The sequence below is a fragment of the Paenibacillus sp. FSL E2-8871 genome (assembly GCF_038000345.1).
Lineage (GTDB): Bacteria > Bacillota > Bacilli > Paenibacillales > Paenibacillaceae > Paenibacillus_AQ.
Genome location: NZ_JBBOBV010000001.1, coordinates 3703112 through 3715864 on the forward strand (window position 1 = coordinate 3703112; position 12753 = coordinate 3715864).

Annotated in this window: 13 protein-coding genes; all 13 read right to left on the reverse strand. The window is 44.3% G+C overall.

Translation table 11 applies throughout. The annotated features are described in order from the left end of the window. Positions 1–125 precede the first annotated feature (125 nt). The 13 genes from NYE25_RS16755 to NYE25_RS16815 all read right to left on the reverse strand — a co-directional run bounded on the left by NYE25_RS16755 (position 126) and on the right by NYE25_RS16815 (position 12729). Entirely contained in the window at positions 126–830 is a 705-nt protein-coding gene (locus NYE25_RS16755; protein ID WP_042191765.1) for a PspA/IM30 family protein, read from the reverse strand. A gap of 3 nt (positions 831–833) precedes the next feature. Continuing rightward, positions 834–1301 carry a PspC domain-containing protein gene (locus tag NYE25_RS16760; RefSeq protein ID WP_042194525.1) on the reverse strand — a complete coding sequence of 156 codons (468 nt, stop codon included), beginning with the start codon at positions 1299–1301 and terminating at the stop codon, positions 834–836. 4 nt (positions 1302–1305) lie between these two features. After that, positions 1306–1983 carry a PspA/IM30 family protein gene (locus NYE25_RS16765; protein WP_042130994.1) on the reverse strand — a complete coding sequence of 226 codons (678 nt, stop codon included), beginning with the start codon at positions 1981–1983 and terminating at the stop codon, positions 1306–1308. A gap of 44 nt (positions 1984–2027) precedes the next feature. After that, positions 2028–2330: a LiaF transmembrane domain-containing protein gene (locus NYE25_RS16770; RefSeq protein WP_076285318.1), complete on the reverse strand. Its 303-nt coding sequence runs from the start codon at positions 2328–2330 to the stop codon at positions 2028–2030. Positions 2331–2557: 227 nt separating this feature from the next. Continuing rightward, complete coding sequence (locus NYE25_RS16775) at positions 2558–3583, reverse strand: sensor histidine kinase (RefSeq protein WP_341146434.1); 1026 nt, start codon at positions 3581–3583, stop codon at positions 2558–2560. 2 nt (positions 3584–3585) lie between these two features. Then, a complete protein-coding gene (locus NYE25_RS16780; protein WP_341146435.1) occupies positions 3586–4263 on the reverse strand; it encodes a response regulator transcription factor in 678 nt (225 codons plus the stop codon). Positions 4264–4328: 65 nt separating this feature from the next. Next, positions 4329–6827 (reverse strand): ABC transporter permease, encoded by a 2499-nt coding sequence (locus tag NYE25_RS16785; RefSeq protein ID WP_341146436.1) that lies wholly within the window; start codon positions 6825–6827, stop codon positions 4329–4331. Next, positions 6827–7501, reverse strand: coding sequence for an ABC transporter ATP-binding protein (locus NYE25_RS16790; protein ID WP_341146437.1), 675 nt, complete (start codon positions 7499–7501; stop codon positions 6827–6829). Before NYE25_RS16790 ends, NYE25_RS16785 begins: the two co-directional genes overlap by 1 nt. Positions 7502–7684: 183 nt before the next feature. Next, positions 7685–8512 (reverse strand): MetQ/NlpA family ABC transporter substrate-binding protein, encoded by an 828-nt coding sequence (locus tag NYE25_RS16795; RefSeq protein WP_042191777.1) that lies wholly within the window; start codon positions 8510–8512, stop codon positions 7685–7687. 71 nt (positions 8513–8583) lie between these two features. Next, positions 8584–9246, reverse strand: a complete 663-nt coding sequence (locus tag NYE25_RS16800; protein WP_042191779.1) for a methionine ABC transporter permease — start codon at positions 9244–9246, stop codon at positions 8584–8586. Beyond that, positions 9239–10000, reverse strand: a complete 762-nt coding sequence (locus tag NYE25_RS16805) for a methionine ABC transporter ATP-binding protein (RefSeq protein WP_076285323.1) — start codon at positions 9998–10000, stop codon at positions 9239–9241. Before NYE25_RS16805 ends, NYE25_RS16800 begins: the two co-directional genes overlap by 8 nt. 374 nt (positions 10001–10374) lie before the next feature. Then, positions 10375–11772 carry an ADP-ribosylglycohydrolase family protein gene (locus tag NYE25_RS16810; RefSeq protein ID WP_341146438.1) on the reverse strand — a complete coding sequence of 466 codons (1398 nt, stop codon included), beginning with the start codon at positions 11770–11772 and terminating at the stop codon, positions 10375–10377. 3 nt (positions 11773–11775) lie between these two features. After that, positions 11776–12729 carry a nucleoside hydrolase gene (locus NYE25_RS16815; protein ID WP_076285325.1) on the reverse strand — a complete coding sequence of 318 codons (954 nt, stop codon included), beginning with the start codon at positions 12727–12729 and terminating at the stop codon, positions 11776–11778. Positions 12730–12753 lie beyond the last annotated feature (24 nt).

Below are 12753 nucleotides of genomic sequence, written 5' to 3' on the forward strand. Positions count from 1 at the left end.
GCAAAACTACAACCATCAATATATTATAGCCAGCCGCTACAAAAGCCATATCGGTATGGAGATCCATACCGTATGGCTTCTTCTTGTCCAGCATATCATATCTACTTAAGTTTTAGGAACAGGATTTATTCTTCTTTTTTGTTTAAAGAAGGAGCAGCCGGTGTATCATTCAGCTTGCTTCTCAGTGCAGCCAGTTGCTCATCCACTTTCAGTTGTTTCTCAACATCGACTGGTTTAGTGTAGGCAGCGGATGGGCTGTAAGGTGCACGCATTACATCTGCTTCTGCTTCAAGCTGCATAATCTTCTCTTCCATCCGGTGGAATCCGAGTGACGCACTGCCACTTTCGATGGAATGTACGCTGCTGATTTGCGTCATTTGTTTCTTCGCTTTAGCCATTTGAGCACGGGATACGAGCTCGTTACGCTTGTTGCGCAACTTGTAGAATTCATCCTTCATATCATGCAGCTGCCCAACCAATTCCTTCGCTTGCACTTCAGCTTGAGCATGAAGATCGCTGTATTCCGCTTGTTTTTGATCGAAGTAGATTTTTTCTTCCAACAGCTTGCGAGTCACTTCTTCTTGGCCGTTTTTCAGTGCCAATTCAGCTTGTGCTCCACGTTGTGCGGACATTTTTGCTGCTTCTTCCACGCGTTGTTTCATGCGGCGTTCGTTCGCCATTTGCTTGGCAACTGTAACTTCTGCTTCGTGGATTTCAGCCTCCATATCGCGCAGATATTGGTTAAGCATTACGATTGGGTCCTCTACCTTATCCAACAAGTCATTTACCGACGCCTTAGTCATATCTTTAATTCTTTGAAATACTCCCATGATTTACAATTCCCCTTTCTCATATTTAGACAGTTTTTGTTTGAGTTCTTCTACTTCTTTTTGCAAAGCCTTCTTCTCGATATCCTTCATCATCGCATCCAAACCGGAATCCGGAGCTGAATATGCATTGTTCTTCTCAAAATTAGGATTGTAGTTAGGTTGGCGTCCATAAGGTCCATGTCCGCCATTAGCATGCGGTCCGTGTCCATGTTCCGGTCTACCTGAGTAAGGACCATCGAATGGGCCACCCGGCGCACCAGGGCCTGGTCCGAAAGGATTATAATGCGTAGGCTCCTTCGGAATGACCAGCGCTGCAATGAAGTACACTGGAATCACGGCACCTCCTGTAAACGGAATGCTGACCAGTAACAGAATCCGGAATAGCGTGGAATCAATACCAAGTGTCTCAGATAATCCACCTGCAAGACCCGTCATCACTTTATCTCTGGTTGAACGATATAATCGACTCATAGCGCTACTCCTTTCCACCATTGTTCAGTTTCTCCTTTAAGCGAGCCATTTCTCTTTCGAGTACGGTTGCTACAGTCTCACCTGCTTGCACCGCATATTCCTGTCCCATGCGACGCACATCGCGCAAGCTCTTCGCTTCTAATTCCCAATCTGACATCCGATCTTCCAGACGTCCGAACATTTTGGGAACATCACCGCCGTTACCATAAGCACTTGCTCTTTGGTTCATACGTTGCTGCAGTCTCAGCGACTCCATACGTGCTGCGTAATACTGACGTTTGCTATAAACTGTCTGATACTCTATTTTCAGCTCATTCAGCTGTCCTTCAAGTTCAAATAAGGATTGCTTACTTTGTTCAAGTAGCCCGCTGTACTGCTCCAACTTTTCCTCGTGAATGATCTTTTCTTGCAAAGCCAGCTTTGCAAGATGATCTTCCCCTGCCTTTAATGCGAGTAACGCCTGTTCCTCACGTTTATTTCTCATGGCAGTCGCTTGGTTCACTTGCTGTTGCAATTGCTTCGTATGGGAAGCGTATTGCTGATACAATCTTTCAGCTTCACTGATTTCCTCGCGAGTTGAATGTAGAAATTGATCAATTAGCTTCACAGGATCTTGGCTTTGCTCTAGACGTTCATTTAGATTAGCTACTGTAATATCCCTCATGCGACGAAAAACACTCATAATCTCCTGCTCCCTCCCTGCTTCTTGTTTAAGTACAATCCTTCTTAATAAGTACCATTTCTTCTACCCTTTAAAGCTGACACTCCCCATACGATCAACGCCACACCTAGAAGTGGTCCGATGATCCAGGAAAGCTTCGCGATCAGGGACATGACACCAATGAACATTAGTACCCAACCGATAACCTTGCGTCCACTCTTAATCCCATAGTACCCGAGAACAACCAGCAATACTGGGAACAGTAGTCTGAAAATACCGTGAATCAGAGGAAGAGCTAAACCGAGCAGCATTACCGCACCAATCACAATCAGCACAACCGCCAATCCGTTTCCTTGTCTTCTTTGCATTATTTTCTCACCGCCTTTCGTTGTCCTTAACCTTATAGCCTTATTCTAGAGCAATTCGCAGACTTTCAAAACAGACCAACGACGGTTTTTGTTACTGGACCTAAGTCGAGGTAGCTGTGCGACTGCAGACCACTATAGGGCTAGCAAAGCACTTTTCCTCAATGAAATAGCGACTTTAATGAGAAAAACCTCCAATTTAGGGGGCTAAGCTTCGAGTACATTCAGAATCAGCGTAACGGCAAAAATATAGAAAAAACACTGCCTTTACTTAACTCCGATCTCACTTTTATATATCCACCCTGCTCGGTCACAATTTTACGAGCTAAATAAAGGCCTATACCAACACCTTCTGTTCCATTACAACCCGCTCCTCGGTAAAATCGTTTGAAAATGTCATTCATCTCAGCGACAGGAATTCCTATTCCACCATCAGCAATATCAATCCTTGCAAAAAGATCATATCTGCGAATCGTAATTCTAACACTGCAGGACCCGAGCGTATATTTCAGAGCATTATCGATGATGTTATAGATAGCTTCTCCCGTCCACTTGGGATCATGTTGCAGCGTAATCTCCTGATCCATTTCCAGTAAGATCTCTATATTCTTTTGCTCGGCTGCTGGAAATGCCTGTTTGATGGCTGACAGCACAGTATTCTCAAGATTATGCTTCTCCGCAGCATGAAGCTCTATAATACCGGATTCGAGCCGTGATAACTTGATCAGATTCTCCATAAGCCAAGACAGCTTCTCAATCTGACTACCCATATGGCGAGTAAATTCACTGCGTGTTTCAGCGGGGAGCCCTTCATCCATAAGAAGACTGTTATACATCCCTAAATTGGCTAAAGGGGTCTTCAGTTGATGAGAGATATCAGAGATCAATGTTTTGACTTCTTGACTCTCTTCACGGTAGCGCTGCTTCTGCGAAGACAACAGCTCAGATAATTGAATAACCTGATGCTGTAATTTAGAGAGGAGTGTATCCTCCTGCACCGGGAACATCTGAGTCATTTGTCCATTGATAAGATTTTGAATCAATCCCGACAATGAAGATAGCGTGTTTAGCATTTCTTTACGAAGCGCGAGCACAAAACTTATAAACAGCAGAGCCATCACGCTAATAAACACCACGCATCCAATAACTACATGCTTCTCAGGCATATAATAGATAAGCATAGATACAAACAACACAACGACTACTGCCAAAAGGGTGAACGAGCTCCAAATAATTTTTCTAAAAGGGTTCTTCATCCTTACTCTCCCCATGTGTAGCCAATACCGAATACAGTTTTAATGTATTGACAATCTTTAGGGTCATCCTCAATTTTGGCCCGAAGCCTACGAATATTTACGCTTAGCGTATTCTCATCCACGAAATTACCTTCTATATCCCATAGCTTCTCCAGCATTAACCTCCGAGTAAGAACCTGACCGCTATTCTCGGTTAAGATGGCAAGGAGACGATACTCATTGGTGGTTAGTTTTATTTCTTGTCCATATTTGTAAACCTTCATTTTGGCTGAGTTAATTGTAATATCCTTGTATTGAAACAGCTCTGAGCCCCCATCAGTGCCTGTTCGTCGAAGAACAGCCTTAACACGCTGCAAAAGTACGACCATGCTAAATGGCTTCGCAATATAATCATCAGCTCCTAGCCCAAATCCAGCTACCATATCCTGCTCAGTATCGTTGGCAGTTAGAAATATAACCGGAATGGAACTCGTTTGCCGAATTTCCTGGCACAGTGCAAGACCACTCCCGTCTGGGAGGTTAATGTCCAAAAGGACCAGACCGATGGTCTGATCCTGAATTCTAGAAGCCGCCTCCTGAAAAGAATAGGCCTGAATAATATTATAGTTTTCTTTTTCAAGCATGAACTTCAGCCCCTCGTTTAAGAGACGGTCATCCTCTACAATTAGAATGGTTGTCATTAAACTCACCTCTATACTTATCATTGTAACAAGCAGAGGAAGGCTACGCTGTTAATTAATTAGCTCTATTCCATTTGCCGCAGACGTTCCACAATGCTGTCCTTTTTGATTTGCTTATAAGCAATAAGCGGAACACTCAGGCAAACCGCAAAAACGAGTACAATCGCAATAGAAAGCGGAAGGGTTGGAAAGCTAAATACTGCATAAGTAGCCTCTTGGCTGAACAGGCTATAAGCACCGTAACTGATTAATGTGCCTATTGTTGAGATTAGCAGTGTCGATATGATCGCATAACCTGCCCCTTCAAACAGCAACAGCTTTCTCATCTGCTTAGAGGTCATCCCGATGCTCTCCATCACTGCGAACTCCAGCTTCCGAGCTACAACCCCTGTATACATAATATTAACGTAATTCAAAATTCCAATCAGCGCTAGAATGAGCGCAATTCCGCCACCCATAATGTAAAAGGTTAGCTTAGCCGATTCCATGAACTTTTCCATATACAGCTTCGACTCCAGCTTCAGCTCACCATCTCCGCCGATGAGTCCTTCCAATTGATCGGTAATCTGCTTCCAGTCTTTTGGGTCAGCATTAATATACACTTTACTTATAAGTGGGTTTTTCATGTATTTCTCCATAGCAGTATGACTGATGTATACATTCGGAGCTACAAAATGTGACGACCCTAGAGAGCTGAAATCAGCAAGCCCTCCAATTTCGAAAGATTGTGCTGCATCGCTATTTATAGGACTGATTTGAAAGTTATCTCCAATCTTAATACCAGCGAGACTAAAATTGTCCAGCAAGGCAATCTCACCCTTTTCAAAACGTTCCTTATCCACAGTGATTCCTAATTTTTCTTCCATCTTCTTGACCTGATCTAAATCTACCCCAACAACATGGGTCATTGAGAACATGCTTTGAGGCTCAGCCAATTGTTCGTCGGTAGGGCGATCTGTGTGATATGATTTTGCGAATTCATCCACATACTTACTGAACACCTCAGGATCATACTTGATCTGACCTATCCCAGTATAAGCTTTAAAGACCTCTTTTACTCCCTTTATATCCTGAATTTCCTTGATCATATCCCCTGTAATCTTGGCTTTCTCTTCCCCCTCAAATCCAAAGGACATCGTTTGATTGGACAGCGTGAAATCGTTATCCATGTATTCAGCAATAAAATGATCTGTACTCATACTAAGCACAAGTGTATTGATCACCAGAAAAGTTGTCAGTCCCAGAAATAAAGAGAGAAACACAACCATCGCCCGTTTTTTCACTCTAAAAATATTACGCCAAGCCAGTCGGTGCAGCTTAGATCCGCCAGTTCCCCGCTTCGTCTTAGCTTTAACCATCGTCCCTGTATATCTCACCGCTTCTATTGGAGAAACTTTGCCAGCGATAGAGGCAGGTTTGATAGCGCTAAACATAGTGGTCAACCAAGCAAACAACGCAGCTCCAATAAAGATTAACGGGTGAAAAGAAATCACCACGCCCGTATCCAAATCCATTGTACTCATAGCCAGCGGCACCATTACGAAGGAAGTCACAGCTCCTGCGGCAAGTCCCAGTGGGATAGCGATAAGTGCTAACCGTGAAGCCTGTGCCCTAACTATTTTTTTAATCTGCAGTTGTGTAGTTCCTAGCGTTCTAAGCAGACCGTAGAACCTTGTATCCCGTGAGACAGAAATATAAAGCACATTATAAATCAATAAATATCCGCTCAACATAACAAATAATATAATTCCAGCGTAACCAATCAAAGTTGCTGTTCTATCCGAAGAGGTAGACGATTGGTTAGAGACAGGTTCAAGTTTTTGATTTTTTCCCAAAGGAATATCCTGTTGCAAACGTGAGATAAGTCCATCCGTATTTTTCTCATTAAATAGAATAGTGGCATTTTTGGGATTCTTAAGATCTACGCCATGAGCTGTAGCAAAAGCCCCCGATACCAGCATAGCTCCAGAATTTCCGGTACGAACATGACTGTAATCGGTAAACCATCCACTTAGTACGAAATTGCTACTTTGCTGAGATTTCACCCCATCACGGGTAAAAGAGTAAGTTAACGGCAAGCTCATACCAATCTGTGGATCATCCATCCCCATTGACTGTAATATCCATAAAGGAACGGCGATTTCATTTTCCTTATCTGGATAAGTTCCCTTTAGACCATCGATCACTGGCTTACGCATCTCTGTCCATTCTGTAGAGTCATACCAGAGCAGAGCTAAATTAAGATCTCCTATTTCTGGCGTATTGATCACATTACCTACTCTGGACTGGAGTCCGATGGTCTTAATATAGGAGAGTTCCTTTAACTTGTTCATTTGTTGTTCTGACGGGGAGGTTAAGTAGACATCAGCCATGGTTCCGTTTATTTTCAATTGCTGCATTTCGAAGGTCTTATAGTTGCTCAGTCCAATACTAAAAAAAGAGGTAATGAGCCAGGTAGTAAGCACGATGGCCAGAATCACAAAACGATTTCGGGTCCGATTGGCTTTCAGGCTTCTGCTCGTCAGCTTTTTAACAACGGGCTTATTACTGTTTGGAAACATCATCACAATGCCCCTCCAGTAATGTTACCGTCCTCTATCCGGATGGTCCGGTCTGCAAGCTGAGCAATCTCTTCATTATGAGTAATCATTAGAATCGTCTGATTAAACTGTCTGCTTGTTACTTTGAGTAATCCAATGACCTCCTGGCTAGTGATGCTGTCCAAGTTCCCTGTAGGTTCATCTGCTAGGATAATGGAAGGTTTAGCTGCCAAGGCCCGTGCGATGGCTACCCTTTGCTGCTGACCGCCTGAAAGCTGACCAGGGAGGTTGTCCAATTTTTGCGAAAGACCTAACGTATTCACAATATGATCCACGAAATCCTTGTCTATTTTGTTTCCATCCAGCTCTATGGGCAACACAATATTCTCGTATACATTAAGAATCGGCACTAGATTATAGTTCTGAAACACAAATCCGATCTTTCTTCTTCTAAATACCGTCAACTCATCATCCTTCATCCCAAAAATATTTTTACCATCTATGATCACCTGACCCTCTGTCGCCCGATCAAGCCCGCCTAGCATATGTAAGAGCGTTGATTTGCCACTTCCTGAAGTCCCGACAATCGCTATAAATTCACCGTTGTGTACCTCTACGTTAATACCATCCAGTGCCTTGACCAGGTTAGTACCCTTACCGTAATGTTTTGTGAGATTAATTGCACTGAGTACAGACATATTTCCCATCTCCATTCCGCTTTGTTATTCTACAACCCATTATATAGAGCAGTTCTTACATTCTAGTGACACACCAAAATATCCCCACAAAGCGGGGCCTCCCAATACATACTTTCTGATATGTAAAAAAGACTTGCCCATAATGGACAAGTCTCGTTGAATTACTAATCTAACTATTTAAGCTTATTTAAAAGCAGGCAATGCAATATCCGCATAGTTATCTTCAAGGAATTTCTTCACTTCTGGTCCGCTAATCCGTTTAGCTAGCTTCTGGATCGCATCAGAGTCCTTGTTGTCTTCACGCGCAACCAAGGTGATCGTGAATTCAGAATCCGCGCCTTCAGTAATCAGTGCATCTTTCTTTGGTGTCAATCCAAGCGGGCTGGCATAAGCCGGAGTCATTGCCACTAGATCTCCATCATCCAGCATACGGGCCAACATCAATAGATCCACTTCCTCAAACTTAAAGTTTTTTGGATTCTCAGTAATGTCTGCTTGTGTAGCCTTAATGCCTACACCTTCTTTTAGCTTAATCAAATCAGCTGCAGCGAACATTTGTAAAGAACGGCCGATATTTGAAGGGTCATTAGCCATTACTAGTGTTGCGCCTTCCGGCAGATCCGCAACATTCTTGTAACGCTTGGAGTATCCACCGTAAATAGCGTCGTAGACAGGCTGTACCTCTACTAGATTGGAGCCTTTGCTTTCATTAAACTGCTTCATATAAGGAACATGTTGAAAAAAGTTAGCATCTACCTCTTTATTCGCCAAAGCCTCATTAGGCTGTACATTGTCAGACAGCACAACGATTTCAAGATCAATGCCATCTTCCTTCAGAAGTGGCTTCACAATATCCAGAATTTCCGTCATTGGTGGAATCAAAGTAGCAATCTTTAATTTCGTTAGCTCATCGCTACCTTTTGCAGAATTGTTCTCGGCTGCTTTATTAGAGCCACAACCCGCTACGACCAATACCATTAACATAAGCACAACTATCATTGATTTTTTCATTACTACAACTAACCCCCAGTTTATATATTCAATCATTTTGTATTACAAAATTTGATGTACGGGTTGAACGATTAACGTTTATCTAACAGCCGTGAGATCGTACCTCCTGTGAATTGAACCAACTGAACCAATACAATCATCACAACAATCGCATAGATCATCACTTCAGTCTCAAAACGCTGATATCCGTAACGGATCGCAAAATCACCAACCCCGCCCCCTCCAACAACCCCCATTACGGTCGAGTAAGAGATAAAACTAATGGTGGAGGTAGTAAGTCCGAGCACTAGACCCGAACGAGCCTCTACATACAGAAACTTAAAGATCAACCCCAGCTTCGAGGCTCCCATAGACAACGCCGCTTCTATGACTCCTTTAGGAACCTCCAGCAAAGACTGCTCCACCAGACGAGAGTAATAAGCAATGGCAACAATGGATAACGGAACCGTGGCAGCCATTGTTCCAATCGCAGTTCCGACGAGGAAACGAGTGACCGGAATGAGTGCAACCACAAGCAGCAGGAATGGAAATGAACGGATAATATTTACGATGCTGTTGAGTACCAGTGACAATGTTTTATTCTCATAGAGCTGCCCTTTTCGGCAAAAAAACAACAACGTCCCGAGTGGAAGCCCCAGCAGCAGTGCGGCACCAACAGAAATACCGACCATTATAAAAGTTTCTCCGATCGATTCCCACATCTGTGCCTGATATTGAAGTACACTATCAAACATGCGTTTCCCCCGCTTTACCCAGAATTTGATCCCGGTAAGATCCAGTACGGACTGCAGCAGGCCGGAAATCACCATCTTGGCGTGAGAATGAATCTACGATTCGACCATTTTCCATCACCGATACGTGAGTGCATATGCTTTTGACAACATCCATCTCATGCGTAACAATCACTACCGTAACCCCAAGGCCCCCATTAATATGCTTCAGGACGTCTAGAATATCCGCAGTTGTTCCTGGATCTAGTGAGGATGTTGGTTCGTCACATAGCAATAGTCCTGGACTGTTCGAAAGCGCCCGGGCGATCGCCACACGTTGTCGCTGTCCTCCACTTAGCTGTGCGGGATATTGCTCTGCCTTATCAGCCAATCCGACAAAATCGAGACATTCCTTCACCCGCTTCATCCGTTCACGCTTCGGCACCCCCGCCAGTTCCAGAGGGATCGAAATGTTGCGGCTTACCGTGACGTTATTGACCAGATTAAATTGCTGAAAAATCATCCCAATCTTTTCCCTAGCTTTCCGTAGCTGTTTACTCGGCATTTCGGTTAAATTATGCCCTTCTACGGTAACTGTCCCTTGATCCGGCTTTTCCAGCAGATTAATCAATCGTAGCAGCGTGGATTTCCCTGCCCCGCTTTCACCAATAATCCCGTGAATCGATCCCTTCTTCACATCAAGCGATACATCATCTACCGCCTGATATGTGCCGTCCTTCAGCTTGAATCCTTTACTCACCCGACTCAGCGATAGGATTGCAAACTCCCCCTTCCTTTCCGTTTATTCTGAAACCTTCTAAGCCAAGGTTTGTACTATAATTATTTAAAAACTGTTTTACTAAAAATCTCTTTAAATAATAAGGCATTTTATGTTCTGTGTCATCATTTTTATTTTAGTAATATATCAGATTAAAAGGATTAAAGAATAAAAGCCCATTATATCGGACTATTTTCACGTGCTTATCTCCCAATAAATGACTGAGCTTAATCCCTCTTCAAATCAGGATTCTCCTGTTACCTAACTCCTAAACCCGCTGTTACATCTATTTCAAGAACTAGATCGCCACGAAAAAAAGGATGTCTAAGCTCGATAGCTTAAGACATCCTTTCATTCTTTTCGTAATCCTTGATCTAAGACTTTTCGCCAAGCTCTCCTCGAATCTTCAAGAAGACCTGATAGCTGCGCTCCGCGCATTCCGAAATCGTTATCGGATGAAAACCAGGTAGATCCGCATATAGCGTATCATGGAGCGGTTCAATCCACGAAGCCGGCAACACACTTGCTCCAAGCTTCGCTCCCATAATAGAACCCACTGTAGCACCATTACAGTCTGTATCCATTCCTCCGTAAACGGATGTAATGACCGCTTTTTCAAAATCATTCCCGCCATAGACCAGCGAAGCAGCTACAAGAGCAGCATTATTATTGGTGTGCACCGCATCATAGTGGCTGAATGTATCCCAAATCTTACTTACCAACTCCCGCTCACTTTTGGCCTTCTGCGCAATATCTATACCTCGTAGAACGTCACTTGCCAGGCGACTAGTACTAGGGATCTCACTAAGACCAATCTCAAGAATACGCTCGTTATCTTTTTCAGCAAAAGCAGCCGAAATCATCGCCGCATTAAACATCTCACCATAGATTCCGTTCTTCACATGTGAAAAAGAAGCATCGCGCCAGCCTAACTCCGCTGCAAGTTCAGGATGGCCTGCTGCACCATAAGCCAGTCCATCTGCGCGTATAGCCGCACCAATCCACTCCCGGTAGGGATTCAAGTGCATCCGCACTCTTTCCTGCCGCGCCAGCCAATCCGCAGGCTTCTCACCATGCAGATGAGACGTTTCCTGCGCAAAATTCATATACGACTGTGTCTCTGCCGTACATACCTGAGCGTATGTCAGATGTTTATGCCAGAGCTTCCCGATATCCCAAGAATCCCAGCTCAGCCCCTTTTGCTCCAGCAGCATAAGGCCCAGTACCGTGTAACGAATATCATCATCGCTCTCCATAAACTTAATAGTCTCGCTGGTACTCGCATACGTCCAATCACTTAAACCAAGACCATATTCTGCCTCTGCCCGTGAATGCCCAGGCGTATAGCCACTAATAGGCCATGCATCGGCACCACGGAACCACAGCTCAATATTCTCCCAACCCGGACGTCCATCTTTACCGTAGAGGTAGTCCCAATACTCCAATGGTTTGCCAAGTGCGCAACCGACGCTTCTACCTAGCCAAGCTCCGTAGAACTTATCTCTCCATTCTGCTTCGCTCCAGTCAGCCTCAAGCTTGCGTGGACCTTCTGGACGAAGACGACGAATCTCCTCCAGTGAAGACGGCTCTTCATAAGGAAAGTCCTCAGCAACTGTGAGCTCCATCAACTCGTTGTATACTTGCATCAGCTTAATCTCATCGGCACCTGCAGCAGCTAGTTTATCCGCGAAGCCTTCAATCTTGCAGCCTTCTTCTCCACGCTGAACCAATTCAAACTGAACCGTCTCCTGAAGTCTCTCCCATCCTGCCATAGGTTAGTTCCCTTCAGCCGCAAGCAGCTCTTGATCTAGCTTTTCCAGTGAATCAAAAATCAACTTCATAAATGCTTCCCGGTCTACTCCCACCAGGACTTCTACATTCGCTGGGCGATCCGTCTTCTTTCGTTTGTCTGCAACTGTCATTCCCCGCGTCAGCTTGCCTTCTGTCTCTACCGTTACATATAGATGCTCGGATTCGAACAGTTCTGGGTGCAAGAGCCAAGCTACGGCGCATGGATCATGCAGTGCACTACCGACATAGCCCATTTTCTTTCCGAAGATCGAATAGAAATCTAACAGTTCTCCGACCATAGTGGACACTGGCCCACGCTCTTTCAATGCTACGATCTCATCTTCGAAAATGGCTGCCTTATCGGTCACATCCAGACCACTCATGGTAATCGGAATACCCGATTCAAACACGATACGAGCAGCTTCAGGATCTACATAGATGTTAAACTCCGCAGTAGAGGTTACATTTCCATAAGAAATTCCTCCGCCCATCAGTGAAATCTTTTCAATTCTTTCCTTAATCTCTGGATAAGCAGTGATTAGCAGGGCGATATTTGTTAAAGGAGCCATCGGTACGAGCGTAATCTTCTCCTCCGAAGAACGGATAATATTCAGCATGAATTCCACAGCGCCTTCTTCTACAGGCCGGAATTTACTTGGTGGCAATAGTGGGCCGTCCATGCCAGATTCACCATGCGCTTCCTCACCTGTAACAAGCTTGCCGAACAGCGGACCCGCAGCCCCTTTGGCTACAGGAATATCAGCATTCACAAAGCTGATCACTTTAAGTGCGTTTTCTGTGATTTTATCGAGGATCTGGTTTCCACCAACCGTTGTAATCCCGCGCAGATCCAGCTTCTCCGAATTTGCTATTGCAAGCAAGATAGCGATTGCGTCATCATGCCCTGGATCGCAGTCAATAATAATAGGTGTTCGCATAGTCATTCACTCCTTAGTTGTATA